Source organism: Blautia sp. AM29-29 (assembly GCF_003480555.1).
GTDB classification, from domain to species: Bacteria; Bacillota; Clostridia; order Lachnospirales; family Lachnospiraceae; genus Fusicatenibacter; species Fusicatenibacter saccharivorans.
Genome location: NZ_QUJD01000007.1, coordinates 131,856 through 154,269, shown reverse-complemented (window position 1 = coordinate 154,269; position 22,414 = coordinate 131,856). Strand labels below are relative to the sequence as shown.

The 22,414-nt window shown below is 49.3% G+C and carries 16 protein-coding genes; 15 read left to right on the top strand and 1 reads right to left on the bottom strand.

Features of this window, described 5'->3' with window-relative positions; translation table 11 throughout:
* The first annotated feature begins 305 nt into the window (after positions 1 to 305).
* Entirely contained in the window at positions 306 to 2,060 is a 1,755-nt protein-coding gene (locus DW769_RS07065) for a glycoside hydrolase family 13 protein (RefSeq protein WP_117812799.1), read from the top strand.
* A gap of 204 nt (positions 2,061 to 2,264) precedes the next feature.
* Here the strand turns inward: DW769_RS07065 and DW769_RS07060 are convergent, their stop codons facing one another.
* Positions 2,265 to 3,665: a sodium-dependent transporter gene (locus tag DW769_RS07060; protein ID WP_118750169.1), complete on the bottom strand. Its 1,401-nt coding sequence runs from the start codon at positions 3,663 to 3,665 to the stop codon at positions 2,265 to 2,267.
* Between the two features lie 190 nt (positions 3,666 to 3,855).
* Here DW769_RS07060 and DW769_RS07055 point away from each other — a divergent pair, with 190 nt between their 5' ends.
* From DW769_RS07055 to DW769_RS06990, 14 genes are all read left to right on the top strand, one after another.
* A complete protein-coding gene (locus tag DW769_RS07055) occupies positions 3,856 to 4,368 on the top strand; it encodes a MarR family winged helix-turn-helix transcriptional regulator (protein WP_118600980.1) in 513 nt (170 codons plus the stop codon).
* A complete protein-coding gene (locus DW769_RS07050; RefSeq protein WP_118750168.1) occupies positions 4,358 to 6,088 on the top strand; it encodes an ABC transporter ATP-binding protein in 1,731 nt (576 codons plus the stop codon). The genes DW769_RS07055 and DW769_RS07050 overlap by 11 nt, the downstream gene beginning before the upstream one ends.
* On the top strand, positions 6,088 to 7,722 hold the full coding sequence (locus DW769_RS07045) for an ABC transporter ATP-binding protein (RefSeq protein ID WP_118750167.1): 1,635 nt from the start codon (positions 6,088 to 6,090) through the stop codon (positions 7,720 to 7,722). Before DW769_RS07050 ends, DW769_RS07045 begins: the two co-directional genes overlap by 1 nt.
* A 188-nt stretch (positions 7,723 to 7,910) precedes the next feature.
* The gene (locus DW769_RS07040; protein WP_118750166.1) at positions 7,911 to 9,008 is read left to right on the top strand and encodes a hypothetical protein; all 1,098 of its coding nucleotides are present in this window, start codon (positions 7,911 to 7,913) and stop codon (positions 9,006 to 9,008) included.
* A 22-nt stretch (positions 9,009 to 9,030) separates the two neighbouring features.
* Positions 9,031 to 9,696, top strand: a complete 666-nt coding sequence (locus DW769_RS07035; RefSeq protein ID WP_055228134.1) for a hypothetical protein — start codon at positions 9,031 to 9,033, stop codon at positions 9,694 to 9,696.
* Positions 9,697 to 9,714: 18 nt separating this feature from the next.
* Positions 9,715 to 10,482, top strand: a complete 768-nt coding sequence (locus DW769_RS07030; RefSeq protein WP_117508922.1) for a hypothetical protein — start codon at positions 9,715 to 9,717, stop codon at positions 10,480 to 10,482.
* 280 nt (positions 10,483 to 10,762) lie between these two features.
* Positions 10,763 to 13,399 carry a DNA mismatch repair protein MutS gene (mutS, locus tag DW769_RS07025; protein ID WP_117509147.1) on the top strand — a complete coding sequence of 879 codons (2,637 nt, stop codon included), beginning with the start codon at positions 10,763 to 10,765 and terminating at the stop codon, positions 13,397 to 13,399.
* A 55-nt stretch (positions 13,400 to 13,454) separates the two neighbouring features.
* Positions 13,455 to 15,485: a DNA mismatch repair endonuclease MutL gene (gene mutL / locus DW769_RS07020; protein ID WP_117508923.1), complete on the top strand. Its 2,031-nt coding sequence runs from the start codon at positions 13,455 to 13,457 to the stop codon at positions 15,483 to 15,485.
* 9 nt (positions 15,486 to 15,494) lie between these two features.
* Positions 15,495 to 16,472: a tRNA (adenosine(37)-N6)-dimethylallyltransferase MiaA gene (miaA, locus tag DW769_RS07015; protein ID WP_117509148.1), complete on the top strand. Its 978-nt coding sequence runs from the start codon at positions 15,495 to 15,497 to the stop codon at positions 16,470 to 16,472.
* Positions 16,466 to 17,752 carry a methionine gamma-lyase family protein gene (locus DW769_RS07010; RefSeq protein WP_055228136.1) on the top strand — a complete coding sequence of 429 codons (1,287 nt, stop codon included), beginning with the start codon at positions 16,466 to 16,468 and terminating at the stop codon, positions 17,750 to 17,752. Before miaA ends, DW769_RS07010 begins: the two co-directional genes overlap by 7 nt.
* Complete coding sequence (locus tag DW769_RS07005; protein WP_173813255.1) at positions 17,752 to 18,939, top strand: NAD(P)/FAD-dependent oxidoreductase; 1,188 nt, start codon at positions 17,752 to 17,754, stop codon at positions 18,937 to 18,939. Before DW769_RS07010 ends, DW769_RS07005 begins: the two co-directional genes overlap by 1 nt.
* Positions 18,936 to 20,549: an NAD(P)/FAD-dependent oxidoreductase gene (locus tag DW769_RS07000; protein WP_117508924.1), complete on the top strand. Its 1,614-nt coding sequence runs from the start codon at positions 18,936 to 18,938 to the stop codon at positions 20,547 to 20,549. Before DW769_RS07005 ends, DW769_RS07000 begins: the two co-directional genes overlap by 4 nt.
* Before the next feature lie 94 nt (positions 20,550 to 20,643).
* On the top strand, positions 20,644 to 21,333 hold the full coding sequence (radC, locus tag DW769_RS06995; RefSeq protein WP_022462847.1) for a RadC family protein: 690 nt from the start codon (positions 20,644 to 20,646) through the stop codon (positions 21,331 to 21,333).
* Between the two features lie 56 nt (positions 21,334 to 21,389).
* Positions 21,390 to 22,403, top strand: coding sequence for a rod shape-determining protein (locus tag DW769_RS06990; protein WP_055217830.1), 1,014 nt, complete (start codon positions 21,390 to 21,392; stop codon positions 22,401 to 22,403).
* Positions 22,404 to 22,414 lie beyond the last annotated feature (11 nt).

The window sequence follows — 22,414 nt, the reverse complement described above, 5'->3', positions numbered from 1 at the left end:
AGCTATCATAGGTGTCAAAAGACCGTTTGATCCCGGTATCATTATATAAAATCATAAGATAAAAAGCAATCAATACCTTGAAAAAGAAATGTTTCGTTAAGTTTCGAAAAAAGAAAGCATCCTGCACAAAAATTATCCTGAAAATTATCTGAATTTTACGAAAGCGTAGGGAAAAATGGAAATTGATTGACGAAGAAATAAAAAAGGCTTATAGTAAAGCTACGAAACAATACGAAACAAAAAGTGATCGTGTTTCTTACAAGGATGCAAAAAACAGCTTTAGAGCTATGCGGGAGGAAAATGAGATGGAATTTAGCGGTGTATACCATAAAACTTCAGAACAGATGAGTTATGCCCTGGATGAGGACAGACTGATTGTCAATATCAAGACAGGATATGATGTAAAACAGGTTTTTATCCATTACGGAGATCCTTATGAGGCCGGAATTTTGGGCGGAAAAGAAAAGTGGATCGGAAAAAGAGAGGAAATGATATATAAAAAACGTCTGCCTTATCAGATCTGGTGGACAACAACGCTTCTTCCGGAATACAAAAGATGCAAATATTATTTCGAGCTACGGACGGAAAAGGAAGTCTGGTATTATTTTGAGGATGGTTTCCTGACAGAAGAACAGCTCCGGATGGATGGCCGTATGCAGCAGTGCTTTATTGTACCCTGGATGAACCCGGCAGATATCAATCGCACACCGGCATGGGTAAACGAAACGATCTGGTATCAGATTTTCCCGGATCGGTTCTGCAACGGGACACCGGAAAAAAACGGAGATGATATCACACCCTGGAGAAATCACGGAACCGTAACAAACGAAGAAAAATTCGGAGGAAATCTGGAAGGGATCCGTCAGAGATTATCGTATCTGCAGGAACTTGGGATTACCGGTATTTATCTGAATCCGATCATGAAAGCAGAGTCCAACCACAAATATGACACGACCGATTATACAAAAATAGATCCGTTTTTTGGCGATGCGGATACAATGAAAGTGCTTTGCAAAGAAGCACATGAAAAAGGAATCCGCATTATGGTAGATGCAGTGTTTAATCATAGTGGAAGAAAATTTGAGCCGTGGATAGATATCCTGGAGCATGGAAAAGAGTCTCGTTATGCGGACTGGTTTATGGTAGAGGACTGGGAACAGGTTCAAAAAAGGGGAGACACCAGAGACCGACGGTTCTATTCCTTTGCATTTACAGACGGGATGCCAAAGCTGAACACAAACAACGAAGAGGTGATACAGTATTTCTGTAAAATCTGTGAGGACTGGGTACGGGAGTTTGATATCGACGGAATTCGTTTCGACGTAGGAAACGAAGTGTCGCACAGGTTTTTAAAGCGGATAAGAGAGCATTTGAAAACGATAAAGCCGGATATTTATCTTCTGGGGGAAATCTGGCATGATGCAAGCCAGTGGCTGCAGGGAGATGAATATGATTCTGTCATGAACTACCCGCTGCTGAGTGGAATCCATGATTTCTTTCTTGATAAAACAATGAAAAAAGAAGAATTTGAATATATGGTAAACCGTTGCTATACCATGTATATGCAGCAGAATAACGATGTACTTTTTAATCTCCTGGATTCCCACGATACCGAGAGGCTGATGAACCGTTTTCACGATCTGGACAAGTTCTACCAGCAGCTTGCAATCCTTTTTACGCTTCCGGGAAGCCCCTGTATTTATTATGGAACGGAGATCGCAATGGAAGGCGCTCATGATCCGGACTGCAGAAGATGTATGCCTTGGAGTGAAATTGAAAGCGAAGAGAATCAGAAAAAAATTGCAACGATGCGGAAACTGATCATGCTTCGAAGAAATGAAAAAGTGTGCAGAAGCCTGCATTTCCATTTTCCGAATGGTTATGAAAATGATCGGTGTGTAGAGTATATTAAACTAGACGAAGAGGGAAATAAAATCGAAGTTCTGCTCAACGCATCGGATGAGGAGATAAAAGTAAAAGGAGACGGGGAAGTACTTTTTGCCCGGGAATTTGATGGAGAGATACTTGGTGTAAATGGAACGTTAATTCGCAGGATGTAAGGGTTTCACCTGTTAGAAATATGTGCAGACAGGCACAAAAAAAGCATGTTTTCTGGAAAAGCCACCGGAAAACATGCTTTTTTGATCTCTTGACTCGCCAAAAACATAAGTAAGGAGCCATTTTTCGAAGGAAAATGAGCGGATTACGAATGTTTTTGAAGATTGCGTGAGTGCAAAGCACATAGCAATCTGGTATCGCAGTGATCAGACGTTTAAAATACCGAACGACTGCAGCAGCAGTGCGGCAAGGAGCATGGGTGCAATAAACTTCACCATGACGATATACAGCCTCTTTCGACCGAACTTATATCCTCCCAGCGTCACCTCATCGATGATGACCTGCGGCTTTACAGCCCATCCGATCAGAATACAGGAGAGAAGTGCGACAAGCGGCATCAGAAGGTTATTGCTGATAAAATCCATGACATCCAGGATCTGAGCCGTTGCGCCATTTGGAAGCTTCAGTTCAAAATAAAGCGCATTGTAGCCGAGGCATACGATGATACCGACGAGATACGCATAAACCGTTACAATCACAGTGCTCTTCTTTCTGCTGATGTGAAATTTGTCGATCATACAGGAAACAATGGATTCCATGACCGATACGGAAGATGTAATGGCTGCAAAGGAGACCATAAGAAAGAAAATGGTTCCGATTACGCCGCCTGCTGCTCCCATGGACTGAAAGACCTTCGGCAGGGAGACAAACATCAGACCAGGGCCGGCAGACATACCCTCTGTCCCCATAAAGGTAAATACGGCAGGAACGATCATCAAACCGGCGAGCAGCGCAACAATGGTGTCAAAAATCTCAATCTGATTGATCGATTTCATCAGGTTTGTTTCTTTTTTTACGTAGGAACCGTAGGCAACCATGATACCCATCGCAACGCTGATCGAAAAGAAAAGCTGTCCGAGTGCATCGACAAAGACGGTGAAAAATTTCTGCGGCGTCATTCCCTTAAAATTCGGAACGAGATAAATTTTCATACCCTGCAGTCCCGTACGGACGACACCGTCTGCATCGGTATGGGTCAGGGTCAGAGAAAAAACAGAAATTCCGATGATTAAAATCAGAAGGATCGGCATCAGAATTTTGCTGTAGTTTTCAATTCCCTTATTGACACCACGATATACAACGAATGCGGTAAGAAAAAGATAGATTCCCAACCACACAATCGGCTGCCATGTACCGGTAATATAGCCGGTAAAGTAACCATCCTCGGCAGCAGCAGTGCCATGTCCGGTGAGAAACACAGACAGGTATTTTAATACCCAGCCGCCAATGGAGCAGTAGTAAGGCAGGATGACAACCGGCACGATACTGGCGAGAAGGCCAAGACCGTTCCAGCCCGGGTGAATTTTACCGTAAGCGACAAGCGGACTTTGTCCGGTTTTTCTTCCGATGGCAATATCAGTTGTCAGCAGGGTAAATCCAAAGGTCAGAGCCAGTACGATATAAACTAAAATAAAGGTTCCGCCTCCGTCTTTTGCGGCAAGATAAGGGAAACGCCAGATATTTCCCAGTCCAACCGCGCTTCCTGCAGCAGCAAGCACGAAGCCGATCGATCCGGTAAAGCTGCCGCGCGTATGTTTCTTTTCCATATAAGATACATCTCCTTATTGATAGACTGACTGTTTTTAACAGCCGAATACTTCTATTATAAAGTTCGGACGATACTTCGTCAACCAGAAGATCTATAGATTGACAATTTCGATTAGTTGTACTATCATCTAATTAGTTGTATATGCATCTATTTGAAACAGATCGAGAATGGACAGGAGGAACAGAAAAATGGATCCAACAGAACGGAAAATAACAAAAATAGCGCGGGAAGCCGGGAAATTTACGGTGCAGGCAATGAAAGAAGAAGGCATCGGTACGGCAGAATTTGACTTTATCCATCTGGTGCGCCATCATCCGGGCATCACCCAGACGGAAGTGCGCGAACAGTTAAAGATTGATAAAGGAGCCGCTGCAAGGCGCGCTGCAAGCCTTGAGACAAAGGGATATCTGATCCGGAAACCGAATCCGTGGGACGGCAGAAGCCAGCTTCTGTATGCTACGGAAAAAGCAGAATCCTTGAAAAATTCCAAAGCGGAAATTGAAACATTCTTTTACGAATGGCTGCTTGCAGAGCTTCCGGAAAAAGAGGCAGAGAGCTTCTGCGAAACACTGGACAAGCTGTACTGGAAATCGAAGAGAGAACGGCAGAATCATTTTGCGGAACTTTCAAAAATTTTAAGGGAAAAAGCAGATAAAACAATAAAAGCAACAGCAGAAGGAGGCAGCGGCGATGAAGGATGAATCCTTTCGCCCGAACCGGATGCTCTCTTACTTTCAGGAAGAATGGAAAATTCTCTTTTTTGTTACGGTTTCCGGTCTCATCTATAATCTGGGACTTCTTGCAGGCCCCTGGTTTGAGGGAAAAATGACAGGAAAGCTGGTTGATCTCCTCGGCGGCACAGGAACCTTCCACCAGATGCTGATGCTGGTCACGGCCTATGTCGTGAGTATTGGCATTGTGCAGGTTTCCCGCTATTTCAAACGGTTCTATGTCAGAAGATTTGCCAACAACGTCAACCGGCATATGAAGCAGATTCTTTACGGAACGCTGGTTCGCAAAAGCCGTTTGGAGCTGGAAGCGGAAGGTACCGGAAATATACTGACGAAGGCCATTCTCGATGTAGACGATTGCGTAGAAGGAATGCGGAAATTTACAACGGAAATCTTTGATACCGGTGTTGCTCTTCTCGCCTATGCGTGTATGCTGCTCTGGTACGACTGGCGCCTGGCTCTTCTCTGCATGATTTTCCCACCCATTTCCTACGTGATTGCCGAAAAGATGAAGGTCATGGTACAGAAAACGGGCGCTGCCTATAAGGTACAGTCGGGTGCATTAAGTGCTGCAACCCTGGACCGTGCGACAAATGCCATCACGTATCGTGTCTTTGGCTGTGAGGAGGACAGAAAGGCCGCTTATGAGGAGAATCTTTCGGCTTACGAATCTGCCGCTGTGCGCGCCAATATCTGGAACACAGCTATGCCGCCGATTTACCGTATGATCTCGATGACGAGCATTCTGTTTATCCTGTATTTTGGAGGCAGAAACGTCCTGCAGGAGGGATGGACACCGTGGAACATCGCCGTATTTACCACGTTTTTGTCCTGCTACACAAAGCTTGCCACCAAATCATCGAGCGCTGCGAAGCTTTTTAATGCGGTACATAAAGCGCAGGTTTCCTGGAAACGAATCAAACCTTTGCTGCAGAATTCCAAAACAGAACCGGAGCTTCCAGCCGCAGCGCCTGCAGAGCTTAACGTCGATCACCTGCATTTTGCCTATCCAAACGGAAAAGAGATCATCCATGACCTGTCGTTTCAAGCGTCTCCTGGCCAGATCATCGGTGTGACGGGACCTGTCGCATGCGGAAAGTCAACGCTTGGAAAGACTTTTCTCTGCGAGTCGCCGTATGAGGGAAGCATCACCTTCGGCGGAAAAGAACTTGGAAAAATGGAAAAAGCAGACCGGAACTGCATGGTCGGTTATCTTGGCCATGACCCGGAGCTGTTCCATGGAAGCGTGGAAGAGAATATCCGTCTCGGGGGAAAAGAGGGCGCAGAGGAGATGATCCGAGTCGTCTGCCTGGAAGATGAAGTGAAAGCAATGGAAAACGGAATCCATACTCTGGTCGGAACGGGCGGTATCCGCCTCTCCGGTGGTCAGGCGCAGCGCCTTGCCCTTGCGCGAACCCTGTACCACAAACGGCCGGTTCTGGTTCTCGACGATCCGTTTTCGGCACTCGACAAAGAGACGGAGGCACAAATTTTTGTAAATTTAAAGGAGCTGGCAAAAGACTCTATTATAATCCTCATTTCCCATCGTCTCTATCTGTTCGACCAGATGGATCAGGTCATCTGGATGGATGAGTGCCATACGAAGGTCGGCACACATGAAGAACTCCTTGCAACGGTTTCGTCCTACGCAGAGCTCTGCAGCAATCAGACGAAGGGAGGCAGCTTTTGATGCAAAAGAAAGAATCTGTATTGCGGGTAATCAAAGAAACTGTTCGAAAACACGGCGTTTTATCAGCCGCACTTTTGGGAGTCGTCTGCGGTGCGGTTATTTTCGCACTGCTCCCGCCTCTTGTGCTGGCACAGCTGATTGACCTTTTGACAAATAAGCATACCCTCTGGATGGAAGGAATTCTGCTGTATTTCGGACTTCTTGCCCTGACGGGTCTTCTGGAGTCGGCACGAGAGAGTCTTCTGACGGTATTCGGCCAGAAAATTACACATGCACTCCGAAGCAGTCTGATGGAAAAGTTCGGACGCCTTTCCGCCAACGAGCTGAACCGCCAGGAGCCGGGCGCTCTCGTATCAAGATTTGTCGGTGACGTCGACACAGTGGAAAACCTGTTTACCTCCGGGATCATCAGTATGTTTGCCGATGCGTGCAAAATCTTAAGCATTCTTACCGTCATCTGGGTGACTAATCGTGGACTTACGATTGTTCTGATTATTTTACTCCCTGTTCTGTTCCTCTTTACCCGTTACATCCAGAAAAACATGCTGGCCTCCCAGATTGTCAACCGCCGTGCAGTCAGCCGTGCTTCGGGTCACGTTCCAGAGACGCTGCACAACATTCGTACCATCCACTGTCTGCAGAAAGAGACGTATATGGAGCAGCAGTATGCGCACTATATTGATGACAGCTACAGCGCAATGGAGAAGACCAATTTTTACGATGCCGTCTATTCTCCAGTAATCCTGATTTTAAATGCCATTGTTGTTGCTGTTGTCATACTGCTTTCGGCCTCCGGAAATCCGATCGTTTTAAAGCTGTTCGGCATGTCCGCCGGAACCGCCGTTGCTGTTATAAACTATATTTCCCAGATCTTTACTCCAGTCGAAAGCCTTGGTATGGAAATCCAGACAATTCAGTCTGCGTTTGCCGGTATGGAAAGAATCAATGAATTTTACAGCCTGAAAGAGAAGAAAGAGCCGGCTGCGCTGACTGCAAATACAGATTACGGCATGGCGGCTGAGTTAAAAAATGTGACGTTTGGATATGACGAAAGCCAGGTCATCTTAAACGATGTGAGTCTGCAGATCAAAAAAGGCGAGCGGGTAACACTTTCGGGACGAACAGGTGCCGGAAAGAGTACCATTTTCAAACTGCTGCTCGGTTTATATGAGCCACAGAAAGGAAAGATTCTGATTTGGAGCGTTCCATCTGTCGATCTGCCGGATGCAAAGAAACGAAAGGTTTTCGGCTATGTGGAGCAGTCGTTCCACATGGTGCCGGGATCGGTAAAAGACCAGATTACTTTGTATGATGCAAAGATTTCGGATACAGATGTAAAAAAAGCAGCAGAGCTGACCGGACTTGCAAAGACCATCGAGGCGCTTCCGGACCAATATGATACGATCTGTACACAGGATCTCTTCTCACAGGGTCAGTGGCAGCTCCTCTCGATTGCCCGTGCAGCCGCAGCGGAGCCTGAAATTCTGCTCCTCGATGAGATTACCGCAAACCTTGATGCAGAGACGGAAAAAATGGTATTAAATGCATTGCAAAGGGTTTCCAAAAACCGTACCGTAATTTCCATTTCCCACCGAACTATGGCAGAAACGGGACGCGTGATTCCAATTTCATAATTTCTTTTCGTTCATTAAATTTTTGAAACAAAGCGTGCCGGATGCATTCTGACAAAAAAAGATGCGCCGACACGCTTTCTTTGTCCCGCTAGGCAGAACAAAATAGAGCGGAGGAGCGAGTTTCAATTGACACAAAAAAGGGGAGCAAGTACAATAAAAGTAACGAAAAGAGAGGAGGCGGTATTCAGTTGAAAAAGAGAAAATGGAAATTCCGCATCGCAGGCGGCGCTGTCACGCTGCTGGGCATCTATCTGATGGCGGTCGGCTACGGAGAGACGATCACACTCACCATCGCCACGGTTGTCCTGATTTTCGGCATTGCCATCTGGTCCATGGCAACCCCGGAGAGCTACAATTCCATGACGGATATGATTGCCATGATCTCCATGGAGAAGCCGCGGAAAATCGAAGAATTTTATGAGGCTTACAAGAACGTCGATACACCGTTCGGTTCTGCATGGCTTGCAAAATTCTACACGATGCGGCAGAAAGCACTCGTTTTCGGACCGGACGCCAAGGGAGAATATCTCTACTTCTGGCTGACCAAAGACGGTCATGTCGGTTATTTGGGATATTCCTTCATCGAAGGCTTTATCAAAAAGAAACTCACCACACCCGTGTATCCGATTCATGAAGATGTTGCAGAGAACCTCGCAGACCATCTAAGCTACCATTCCGATCTGATGATGTTCCAGAGCGAATTAAAAGCGAATCTGGAGCATTTCGTCAAAACTGGAACGGTACAGCCGTTTCAGAAGATTTCGGCGTCCCAGATTTACACTTTCACGGAGGATTACCGCCTGACGGGCCAGCATTTCGATCTGGAGGATACAGACGGAAACCTGGTTTACGAGATCGACAGCACCGTGCCGCTGAAAACATTTTATATCTACGATGCGATGCACACCGAAATCTTCCGTATGACGAAGGAACTGCTCCACGCGCTGCCGACGTACCGTTTTTATCTGTACGGCGAGCCGTATGGTGTGTTGAAAAAGCAGTTTGCACTCGTACGGGATCAGTTCTCGATGGAACTGCCGGATGGAAAACTGGAACTCCGGGAATACGCCGGCTCCATCGGCCACAATTACTCGGTAAAACTGAACGGAACTATGATCGGCGCCATCGTCGACAATATGGATCTTACCGTCGGAAACATCATGTTCGACAATGCGTTTCTGATTGTCTACGATGCAAAATATCTGCCGCAGCTGACCGCACTCGCTGTGATGGCGGCAAGAGAACTGGCACGCGACAAAGACGGCGGTCTTTCCAATCGGTCCTGACAAAAGAAAGAGAGGGGAATCTATGAGAAAAACGACAAAATTGTTTTTGGGTTTTACAGCAGGACTTCTGCTTCTGTGCGGCTGCTCGGCGGCAGAAGAAAAGTTAGGGTATGAAAACGCGGATGTGGCAAAAGAAGCCCTTGCATCGGCTTCGTCCGTCCGCATGCGCTGTGATCTGGATAACGTTGACGCTTCGGGAAACATTTATGCGGATGAAAAGGCTGCCGCGTATATGAAAAACAGCGGTCTCTTTGATCAGACCTGGACGATCTCTATTTCCGGCGAAGAATGGTTCCATATGAAAATTGTGACGGACGAAGAAATCAATAAGATGACAAAATCCGCTACTACCTATGCATTCTATGATCCGGACAACAACCTGCTTGGCTATGCACAGGAGCGCGTGACGACACCGGATCAGATGCCGGAAGCGTATTACATTATTTTTCTCGATGCAGATCTGAACGAAAAACCATATTACGCATCAGAGGATGGACATACCATTTATACAGAGGGCGGAACGGTGATCGGTTCTGCGAAAAAAGAGATGGACTGGTCCGGTTCACAGTGCAATCTCTATGTGAACCTGGAGGATAACGGTACGCAGGTGATGGATTTCCAGGATAAATACGCCTTGCTCGATATGATGTACGATGAGGCAAATGAGTATTACAAAGATAACAAGTAAGGCGGAGGAAAAAGGCAGTTGAAAAAGAGAATATATACAGCCGCTGGTCTTTTTCTTGCCGCCGCTCTGGTGCTTGGCGGCTGCGGAAAAGAAAGAGTGCCGGAATCTGAGTTTGCAACTGCGGATGAGGCAAAAGAGGCGCTTACATCGGCAGAAACCATAGAAATCTACTTTGACCTGTATGGAAGTAAACGAAAGACGAAGATTGTGGCAGACGGAAAAGTGGCGGGCTATCTTCAGAAGAATACGGTCTATATCAACGAGGAGGAGTGGTTTTCGATTGACTATGTGGAGGATGAGCCCATCAATGACAGAGAAGGCTCCGGCACGACGTACGGCTATTACGACGCATCCGGTACGTGTCTTGGCTATGCGCAGGAGCAGTATGTGGATACCTCCTATGGAAAAGATACAAGACTGATTTTCCTTGATGTAGATGAAACGCCGCTCGATTACCAGAGTTCGAGAAGCGGCAGGATTCTGTATGATGAAAATGACGAGGAGATCGGCAGCGGAAAGATCGGGCGATCAGGGGTCAGTCTTCTTGACCAGTGGTACACGAATCTTTACTGTGCCGTCTTTAAGACCGAGACGGACGGCACGCGGCAGATTGATTTCATGGACCGGATGGCGATGCTGTGGCGTCTGGAGCGCGATTACCGCTCAATTGACGACAATCCTGTCAACACCGGCGTGCAGATTTATGAAACGGTTGCCGTTGTTTTTGTGCTGATCCTGTTGATTGGTTCGTCTTTCTCAAAATGGAGACAAAAAAAGAAAAATTAAAGGGAATGCTCGCTTCCTGGACGGCTGGTTTTGAGAAAAAACCACTGACAGGAAGGGGGCATTTTATACGCTTGTGAATCTTGCACAATTTCTGGTTTCATGCTAAAATTGTGCAGGTATGACGTTTGTTATACTTCTTATATTTATTCTTGAGAAAAGGTATGAAATACAAATGAACGATACAGAAACAAAAAACACAGCGGTAAAAGCGCCGGCACTGATGTCCACGCGGCCTGTGACAGCACAGGATGCGCTGGATCAGTGTGAGAAGCTTTCGCCTATGATGGTACATTATTGCCAGACGAAGACGGGCTTGACTGACCCGGCTAATACCATTTTGTTTTACCGCTTAGGTGATTTCTACGAAATGTTCTTCGAAGATGCCACCCTGGTATCCAAAGAACTTGAGCTTACGCTGACCGGAAAGGACTGCGGCATGGAGGAGCGCGCTCCGATGTGCGGTATCCCGTATCACGCTGCAGAAGGGTATATCAACCGTCTTGTAGAGAACGGCCATAAGGTTGCGATCTGCGAGCAGATGGAGGACCCAAAGCAGGCAAAGGGCATGGTAAAGCGCGAAGTCATCCGCGTTGTCACACCGGGTACGACGCTGATCCCGCAGGGACTTGATGAGACGAAGAACAACTACATCATGTCGATCGTCTGCATGGAGGGATGCTTCGGTATCTCTACGGCAGATATCTCCACCGGCCAGTGCCTCGTCACGGAAATGGACAAGCCTCGCCGCCTTGTGGATGAGATCACGAAGTTTATGCCGGCGGAAATCATCTGCAATCAGTCGTTCCTGCTCTGCGGGATCGATGTGGAGGATCTCCGGACCCGCCTTCATATCTGCGTGAATGCATTGGAAGACTGGTATTTCGACGATGATATCTGCCGCCGTACGCTGCAGGAACAGTTCCATGCTGCTACGATGGAAGGCCTTGGCATCGCCGATTACAACTGCGGAACAATTGCAGCCGGTGCGCTGTTCCAGTATCTGCACGAGACACAGAAATCGGATCTGTCTCACATGAACTCGATTACACCGTATGTGACGGACAAATATATGCTGATCGACAGCTCCAGCCGCCGGAATCTGGAACTGGTGGAAACGCTGCGGGAGAAGCAGAAACGCGGCTCCCTCCTCTGGGTTCTCGACAAAACCCGCACGGCGATGGGCGCGCGTCTTCTGCGAAGCTACGTGGAGCAGCCATTGATCGACGAGGATGAAATCAATGCAAGACTCGATGCTGTAGAGGCTCTAACGGGGCAGGCGATGCTCCGCGAGGAAATCCGTGAATACCTCCGTCCGGTTTATGACCTTGAGCGTCTCGTCGGAAGAATCAGCTACCAGTCCGCGAATCCGCGTGACCTGATCGCCTTTAAATCGTCGCTGCAGATGCTGCCTTACATCAAGCAGCTCTTAAACTCGTTTGACGGCGGCGCTTTGGCGCAGATTCAGGAGGATCTCGACCCGCTGGAAGACCTCTATCAGCTTGTCGATGCGGCAATCGTGGATGATCCACCGTATCTGATGCGCGACGGCGGTATGATCAAAGACGGCTACAACGAGATGGTCGATAATTACCGCCATGCAAAGACAGAAGGAAAGCAGTGGCTGAGTGAACTTGAGGCGAGTGAGCGGGAGAAAACCGGTATCAAAAACATGAAGGTCAAGTACAACAAGGTATTTGGCTATTATCTGGAAGTTACGAACTCGTTTAAAGACCTTGTACCGGATTACTATACCAGAAAACAGACGCTGACGAACGCCGAGCGCTACATCACACCGCGTCTGAAGGAGTTGGAAGATACGATTCTTGGCGCAGAGGACAAGCTGTACGCTCTGGAATATGATCTTTTCTGTACGGTGCGCGATACGGTTGCCGGTGAGGCGGAGCGGATTCAGCGCACGGCGCAGGCTCTGGCACGGCTCGATGTGTATGCATCACTTTCCTACGTTGCCGAGCACAATCACTATGTGCGTCCGAAGCTGAACAGCCGAGGAAAGATTGATATCAAGGATGGCCGTCACCCAGTGGTCGAGAAGATGATTCCAAACGATATGTTTATCGCAAACGATACCCTGCTTGACAACGGTGACCACCGCGTTTCCGTCATCACCGGACCGAACATGGCCGGTAAATCGACGTATATGCGCCAGACGGCCCTCATTGTGCTGATGGCACAGATCGGTTCGTTTGTTCCGGCTTCGAAGGCAAACATCGGTATTGTGGACCGGATCTTTACCCGTGTCGGCGCATCCGATGACCTGGCAAGCGGCCAGAGTACGTTTATGGTTGAGATGACGGAGGTGGCGAATATTCTTCGGAATGCAACCTCGAACAGTCTGCTGATTCTCGATGAGATCGGAAGAGGAACGAGTACGTTCGACGGTCTTTCGATCGCCTGGGCGGTGATTGAGCATGTGGCGAATCCGAAGCTGCTCGGCGCAAAGACACTGTTCGCTACGCATTACCATGAGCTGACTGAGCTTGAAGGAAAGCTTCCGGGCGTGCACAACTACTGTATTGCCGTCAAGGAAAAGGGCGACGATATCGTATTCCTGCGTAAAATTGTACAGGGCGGCGCAGATAAGAGCTACGGTATCCAGGTAGCGCGTCTTGCGGGAGTGCCGGAGTCAGTGCTCTCCCGGGCGCAGGAGCTGGTGGAGCAGCTGAGCGATGCCGATATCACTGCTGCGGTCAAGGATCTGACCATGCAGAAGAAACCGAAGGCAAAGCCGGTTCACTACGACGAGGTCGATATGGCACAGATGTCGCTGTTCGATACGGTGCAGGACGATGATATCATCAAAGAGCTCTCGGAGCTTGATATCTCGAATATGACACCGATGGATGCTTTAAATACCCTGTACCGTTTCCAGGGAAAGGTGAAAAACCGCTGGAAATAGGGGAATACTGGATCAGAACATAAGTTAGAATCAATCCGAAACAGAAAGGAACAACATGGCTACCATAGCAGTACTGGATCAGAATACGATCGATAAAATTGCGGCCGGTGAGGTCGTGGAACGGCCGGCTTCCGTGGTAAAGGAGCTGGTGGAAAATGCAATGGACGCCGGTGCGACGGCGATCACCGTGGAAATCCGCGACGGCGGTATCTCGCTGGTGCGGATCACGGACAATGGAAGCGGCATTCCGGCCGAACAGGTGCCGCTCGCTTTTCTGCGCCACGCGACGAGCAAGATCCGTTCCGTGGAAGAACTCGTGCAGATTGCATCTCTTGGCTTCCGCGGCGAGGCGCTCTCGAGTATCTCGGCGGTTGCGCAGATCGAGATGATTACGAAAACGCCGGATGCGCTGACGGGAACGCGGTATGTGATTGAGGGCGGCGCGGAGAAGGCCAATGAGGAGGTCGGTGCCCCGACCGGAACAACCTTTCTGGTCCGGAATCTTTTTTACAACACGCCGGCTCGTCAGAAATTCTTAAAAACGCCGGTTACGGAGGCGAATGCGGTGACTTCCGTTGTGGAGCAGCTTGCGCTGTCGCATCCGGGGATTTCGTTTAAATATATGGTGAATTCACAGGTGAAGCTCCATACGAGCGGCAACCGGAATTTAAAAGAACTGGTCTATAATATTTACGGCCGCGACATTGCGCGGGAGCTGATCGAGATTCACTCGGAAAGCCCGCTGATGACGATCGACGGCTTTATCGGAAAACCGGTGATCTCGAGGGGAAACCGGAATTTTGAAAATTATTACGTGAATGGACGGTATGTGCGGAGCAAGCTGCTCGCCCGTGCGATTGAGGACGGATATCAAACATCGATGATGCAGCATAAATATCCGTTTACGCTGTTCTATGTCCAGATGGATGGAGAGGCGGTGGATGTCAATGTGCATCCGACGAAGATGGAACTTCGTTTTTCTCATCAGGAGGAGATTTACCGTCAGATGCGCGATATGATCTCAGGTGCGCTGAATCACAGGGAGCAGATTGTGAATGTTTCGCTTTCTTCCGACAGGGAACGGAAAGCAGAGGAAAAAGCGGCACGGAAAGAACAGATTGTTGTTCCGGAACCGTTCGAGCAGAAACGGCAGGTAAAAGAAGGCTTTGCACGGCAGTCCCTTCCGGTGGAGCCGGTTTCCAGCCAGAGCAGAAGAATGCCAATTTTCCCGGAGGTGGAACGAAATGGATACCGCGCAGCGAAAACGTATGTGCCGGTTCAGCAGATGACGGGAATGACGCGGGAAGAGGAAGAACTGTTTGAGCCGGGTGCAGGAAACGTGCCAAAGACGGCAGACCTCTCAAACGCGGACGCAATACAGCATCAGCAGGAGCCAGATGCAGCTCCAACGGTATCTTCCATGCCGGAAGAATCCTCATCTGCATCTGCTTCGCCTGAGCCAGAAGGCCAGATGCAGCTCTTTGATGAGCAGTTTCTTACCCCGGAGGCAGAGAAATCGCACCGCATCATCGGCCAGGTTTTCGATACGTACTGGCTGATTCAGTACGGCGAGAATCTCTACATCATCGATCAGCATGCCGCGCACGAAAAGGTACTGTTCGAGCGGATGATGAAAAATTACCGGGAAAAGAACGTCACCTCCCAGATGGTGAGTCCTCCGCTGATCGTCTCCTTAACGCCGCAGGAAGCAGATCTTGTGACCCGTTACATGGACGTTTTCCAGTCCTTCGGCTACGAAATTTCCCCGTTCGGCGGAAAAGACTATGCGATCAACGCCGTGCCGCACAACCTGTACGGTATTGCGACGGAGGAGCTGTTTATCGAGATTCTCGACAATCTTGAGGAGGTCCGCGAAAAGCCGCTGGAGATTTTAAAAGACCGTCTGGCGACGATGTCGTGCAAGGCCGCCGTAAAGGGCAACAATCATCTTTCCTATGCAGAGGCGGAGCAGCTCATTGCCGAGCTTTTGACGCTCGAAGATCCGTATCACTGCCCGCACGGCCGGCCGACGATCATTTCCCTCTCGAAACGGGAACTGGAAAAGAAATTTAAGAGAATTGTGTAGGTGATTTTTTTGAAAAAACCTTTGATTATCCTGACCGGTCCGACCGCTGTCGGTAAGACGAAGCTGTCGATTTCGCTTGCCCAAGCGGTGAATGGGGCCATTATCTCCGCGGATTCCATGCAGGTCTACCGCCATATGGATATCGGATCTGCCAAAATCCGCCCGGAGGAGATGTGCGGCGTTCCGCATTATCTGATCGATGTGCTCGATCCTTCCGAAGAGTTTCACGTCGTGAAGTTTGTGGAACTGGCGCATGAAGCGATGGAAAAAATATACGCCGCCGGACAGATTCCGATCGTGACGGGCGGCACCGGCTTTTATATCCAGGCGCTTTTAAAAGAAGTTGATTTTACGGAATCGCACGGTGAACTGCCGATCCGGAAACAGCTGGAAGAAAAAGCAGCAACGGAGGAAGGCGCGGCAGAACTGTACCGGGAACTTTCCGAGGTTGATCCTGCTTCCGCGGAGACGATTCACCCGAATAATGTAAAACGTGTAATCCGGGCGCTGGAATATTATCACGAGACAGGACAGAAGATTTCGGAGCACAACGAGGAGCAGAAGCAGAAGGAATCTCCGTACTGTTCTGCTTATTTTGTGCTGAACGACGAACGTTCGATTCTGTATGACCGCATTGACAGGCGCGTCGATCAGATGATCTGCGACGGACTGGTTGATGAAGTTTTCCGTTTGAAAGAAATGGGATACACAAGAGATCTTGTCTCCATGCAGGGACTGGGCTACAAAGAACTGTTCCCGTATCTTGCGGGCGAATGCACGCTGGAGGAGGCCGTCTATATCATCAAGCGGGACACCCGTCATTTTGCCAAACGGCAGCTGACCTGGTTCCGACGGGAAAAGGATGTGATCTGGCTGAACAAGCCGGATTTTGACTACGACGAAGAAAAAATATTATCATATATGCTGGATCGCTGGAACGAAATCGTTTCGGCCGATGCAAAGGAAGAAGGAGAACAATCATGTTGACAGAAAAAGCTGCTATGTACAGCACACTTGGCATTTCCAAAGAGGTTTTCGCATTTGGAACGAAAATTGAGGAAGAATTAAAAGAGCGTTTTGCAAAAATTGATGAAATCGCAGAATACAACCAGTTAAAGGTCATCCACGCCATGCAGGCAAGCAAGGTCAGCGAGGCATGCTTATATGGAACCACAGGATACGGATACAATGACCTGGGACGTGATACGCTGGAGCAGGTCTATGCAACGTGCTTCGGCACTGAGGATGCACTGGTACGCCCGCAGATCGCCTGCGGAACCCATGCGCTTGCAACGGCGCTTTCCGGAAATCTCCGCCCGGGCGACGAACTGCTTTCTCCTGTTGGAAAACCGTACGACACCCTTGAGGAAGTGATCGGCATCCGCCCGTCCGTCGGATCTCTTGCGGAATATGGCGTAACTTACCGCCAGGTAGATTTAAAAGAGGACGGCTCTTTCGATTACGAAGGAATCAAAAATGCCATCAACAAAAAGACAAAGATGGTGACGATTCAGAGGTCGAAAGGATATCAGACCAGACCGACGCTTTCTGTTACCCGCATCGGTGAACTGATTGCATTTATTAAAAATATCAAACCAGATGTCATCTGTATGGTCGATAACTGCTACGGCGAGTTCGTGGAGACGATCGAACCGACCAATGTCGGTGCAGATCTGATGGTCGGATCCCTGATCAAAAACCCGGGCGGCGGACTGGCTCCGGCCGGCGGTTACATTGTTGGAAAGAAAAAGTACGTGGAAAATGCAGCATACCGTCTGCTCTCCCCGGGACTTGGAAAAGAGGTTGGCGCAACACTCGGTGTGAACGGTTCCTTCTACCAGGGATTCTTCCTGGCACCGACCGTTACCGCAGCGGCATTAAAAGGTGCTGTCTTTGCTGCAAATGTTTATGAGAAACTGGGATTTGCCGTTGTTCCAAACGGAACCGAGAGCCGTCACGACATCATTCAGGCGGTAACCTTTGGAAAACCGGAAGGCGTCATCGCATTCTGCCAGGGTATCCAGGCAGCTGCCCCGGTCGACAGCTTCGTTTCCCCGGAACCTTGGGATATGCCAGGTTACGACAGCCCAGTTATCATGGCAGCTGGCGCTTTCGTGCAGGGCTCTTCCATTGAACTTTCTGCCGATGGCCCGATCAAACCGCCGTACGCTGTCTATTTTCAGGGTGGGCTTACGTGGCAGCACGCAAAATTCGGTATTCTGATGAGTCTTCAGAAACTCGTCGATGCCGGTATGGTGACATTATAATGGCAAAAAATGTGGTAATTATCGGCGGCGGCGCGAGCGGACTGATGGCGGCAATTTGGGCCTCACGTCTCGGTGCCGCGGTCACCGTTCTGGAAAAGAACGATAAACCGGGCAGAAAGCTTCTTGCGACCGGAAACGGACGGTGTAATTTTACCAATCGTTATCAGGATGCATCGTGCTACCGCACGGGAAATCAGGAGCGTGCATCACGGGTTCTCGAACAGTTTACCGAACAGGACACCGAACAGTTTTTTGAACAGCTCGGCATCCGCATCCGGAGCCGTGAAGGCTGGCTTTATCCGGCCAGCGAGCAGGCACAGTCCGTTCTTGAGCTGCTGATTTTGGAAGCCAGATTCCGAAAGGTAAAAATCAAGACACGGGAAACGGCTGTTGCAGTGGAAAAAGCCGAAAATGGTTATCTGGTGCGCACCGAAGGATGGCAGTACCCGGCTGACAGCGTCATCATCTGCTGCGGAAGCTGTGCTTCCCAGATCGCCGGTTCCGACGGAGATACACTTCGATTTGCCGATCAGCTTCAGCTCGCTTCGATTCCGTTTTTCCCGGCCCTCTGCCCGCTCCGCTGCAAAGGAAACCAGTTTTCCTCCTGGGCGGGTGTTCGGGTGCGCGCGAAGATTACGCTTCTGGTTGAAAATCAGGAGATTCTGACGGAACAGGGAGAGCTGCAGCTTACCGACTACGGTGTCTCCGGCATCCCGGTATTCCAGATTTCCCGGTTCGCTGTGCGCGCCTGCATGCAGAAAAAACGCGTTGAACTTCTCGTAGACTTCTTTCCGGAACTGACGGAATCGGAGCTTACTGCAGAACTTGTCAGACGGCAGGAAATCTGCCCGTATAAAGCGCCAAAAGAGCTTCTGATCGGTCTTCTTCCAGAAAAACTCATTCCGGTTCTGATCGGAAAGAAAAAGACTCCGGAAGAAATGGCAGGCGCCATCAAATCATATCGTTTACAGATCACCGGCCAGACCGACTTTGGAAAAGCCCAGGTGTGTGCGGGCGGCATCACGCTCGACCAGCTTACGGATTCTCTGGAATCGGTACAGCACCCTGGTATTTTCTTTGCGGGAGAAGCCCTGGACGTCGACGGCGTCTGCGGCGGCTACAATCTCCAGTGGGCCTGGTCCAGCGGAAGTGCAGCCGGAAGAGCTGCAGCAGGAGAACATGCATGATTCGGATACAGCAATTAAAGCTTCCAGTCACCCACACACAGGAGGAACTGGAACAGAAAATAAGAAAAACACTGAAAATCGGAAAACACGATCTGCAGGAAATTGAGCTCTTACGCCGCTCAATTGATGCCAGAAAGAAATCCGAATTAAAATACGTTTATCAGCTTGATGTAAAAGTAAAAGATGAGAATGCCGTACTGCGGAAGGCGAAAAATAACCAGATCGTAAAAGCGGAGAAAAAGCCACATGTGTTCCCAAAATCTGGAGAACAGACTCTTGTTCACCGGCCGGTTATTATCGGAAGCGGTCCGGCAGGACTTTTTTGTGCCTATGTTCTCGCAAAGCATGGCTACCGTCCGCTCGTTCTGGAGCGCGGCGAATCTGCAGAACAGAGAAAGAAAAGTGTCGATGCGTTCTGGAAAACCGGCGTTCTGAACCCGGAATCGAACGTACAGTTCGGAGAGGGCGGTGCCGGTACGTTTTCGGATGGAAAATTAAACACTTCGGTGAAGGATCCATCCGGCAGAAACCGTGAGGTACTCCGGATCTTCACGGAATGCGGGGCACCGGAAGAAATTCTGTACGATCAGAAACCGCACCTTGGCACCGATCAGCTCATCGGAATTGTGACAACAATGCGGAAAAAGATCGAGGCATGGGGCGGAGAAGTCCGTTTCGGAGCAAAAGTGACGGACTTTGGGATTGAAAACGGCAGACTCACTTCTGTAACCGTCAATGAAACCGAGAAGATTGCCGCGGAGACTGCAGTCCTTGCGATCGGCCACTCTGCACGCGATACCTTCTTTAAACTCTGCGAAAATAAGATCTCCATGGAAGCAAAATCCTTCGCTGTCGGCGTCCGCATTGAGCATCCGCAGAAGATGATCACGGAGGATCAGTACGGACCGGAGGCACCGGATTTCCTTGGGGCAGCACCGTATAAGCTCACCAATCAGTGTGAAAACGGAAGAGGTGTGTACTCATTCTGCATGTGTCCCGGCGGCTATGTTGTCAACGCATCCTCGGAAGCGGAACGCACCTGCGTCAACGGTATGAGTTATTCTGACCGGGAAGGTAAAAATGCGAACAGCGCTATGATTGTCACCGTAACACCGGAAGACTACCGCCCGTACCATGTAGAGGGAACGCCGGACGTACTCGATGGTGTGGCATTCCAGAGAGCGCTTGAACACGCTGCGTGGGAAGCCGGAAAAGGCAAAGTTCCGGTGCAGCTTTTTGGTGATTTCTGTGAAAACAGAGTTTCTACAGCACTTGGAGAGGTAACCCCTTCCATCTGCGGAGAATGGACTTTCGCCAATCTGCGGGAAGTTCTTCCGACGTTTATCGGAGACTCCCTTGTGGAAGGCATTCGTGCATCTGAGCGGAAAATCCACGGCTTTTCCCGTCCGGACGCCGTTCTTTCCGGCGTGGAAGCGCGTACCTCGTCACCGGTCCGCATTGTAAGAAATGAAACGCTCGAAAGTCCGTCGCTTACCGGTCTTTACCCGTGCGGAGAGGGCGCAGGCTATGCGGGAGGCATCACTTCCGCAGCCATGGACGGATTAAAAACGGCAGAGGAAATTGCAAAAAAATATATGAATTTTTCATAATTCCTATACATCTGCGGAAAGTTGTGCTAGAATGATGGGTGATTCAAACCAATGTATTCCATGAAAATTCCCGGAAGAGTGGTGGGAGGAATACATGAGAAAAAATGGATTACGAAACCTGCCGACGATGGAACAGCCATATGAAAAATGCCTGGAAAACGGCCCGGAAAGCCTTTCCGACGCGGAGCTTCTGGCTGTCATTTTACGATGTGGGGCAAGGGGAAAAACATCCCTGGAGCTCGCAAGAGAAATTCTTTCCCTTCCCGGAAAAGAGGAGGGCCTGTTAGGACTCTATCACTGTACAAGACAGGAACTTCTGCAGATCCGCGGAGTCGGGGAAGTAAAAGCGATCCAGCTCCAGTGCATCGGTGAGCTTTCCAAACGAATGGCCGCGGCCGGAGCAAGAAAAGGTCTCTGCTTTCATGATCCGGCTTCCATTGCGGATTATTACATGGAACGTCTCCGCCACGAGGATCAGGAGGTTCTTCTCTGCATGATGCTGGACACAAAAAATCAGCTTCTCGGAGAAAAGGAAATCACAAGAGGAACGGTCAATGCGACGATGATTTCGCCGCGGGAGCTTTTTCTTGCGGCACTGCAGTTCCGTGCGGTTCATATTCTGCTGGTTCACAACCATCCAAGCGGAATCCCGGAACCAAGCGGTGACGATATTACCGTGACACGGCAGATCCGGCGGGCGGGCGAAATGCTCGGCATTACCCTGCTGGATCACATTATTATCGGGGATCACTGTTATACCAGTATGCTGGAACAGGGAATCTGATCCCGAAAATCCGAGGCAGAAATGCCCAAAGGAAGGGAACAAGTTAAAGGAGCACGATGCAGATTCGAAATGTATACGGCATAGACCTTGGCACCAGTACCGTCAAAATCTATGACCTGAAGAAAGACACAATCACAAAAGAAAAAAATATGATTGCCATACGCAACCGCGAACAGGTGATTGCCGTTGGAAATTACGCATATGAAATGCACGAGAGAACGCCTTCCAATATCGAGGTAATTACCCCCATGAGCAACGGACGCATTGCGAATGTATTGATGGTAGAAGCCGTTTTGCACACGCTTCTCCATCGCTGTACGCGCCACATGGGATACCGCCCGGAGCTGTATTTTTCAGTTCCCTGCGATATGACAGAGATTGAACGGCGTTCTTATTATACGATTGCACATAAGGGAGCCTTAAAAAACTGCCGCATGTATCTTGTGGATAAACCAATCGCGGATGCGCTGGCACTTGGCATTCCGATCAACCGCACGAAGGGTTCCATGATTGTCAACATCGGAGCGCAGAGCACAGAGATTTCTGTTATCGCCAACGCGAGGGTTATTTTTTCCAGAATCATCCCGGTAGGCGGAAAACAGTTCAACGAATCGATATGCAATCTGAACCGCCGCAAAAACAATTTCCAGATTGGCTCCAAAACAGCCAAACGTGTCAAGATTGCGCTGGCGGATCTTGGAACAGACAAAAAAGAGGCGCGGAAGGTGCGCGGCGTAGATGGTGCATCCGGTCTTCCAATGGAAGGGATCATTACTTCTTCCCTCGTAAACGAAGCACTCCTTTCCGGTGTTAATGAGATCGGCGAGGAAATCAAGCATGCGCTGGAGCGTACACCGCCGCAGATCCACGATCATATCCAGAAAGAGGGTATTTACATCACCGGCGGAAGCACAAGGATTCCGAACATTGACCGCTATCTTTCGAGACAGCTCGGCTGTCCGGTGCAGCTTTCCCAGTATTATGACCTCTGTACCATCTGTGGGCTCAAGGAACTGATCACGCACGATGCGCTGCATCGCTGGGCTTACACGGTAAATAAAAAGAAGTAAATCTATCAAAA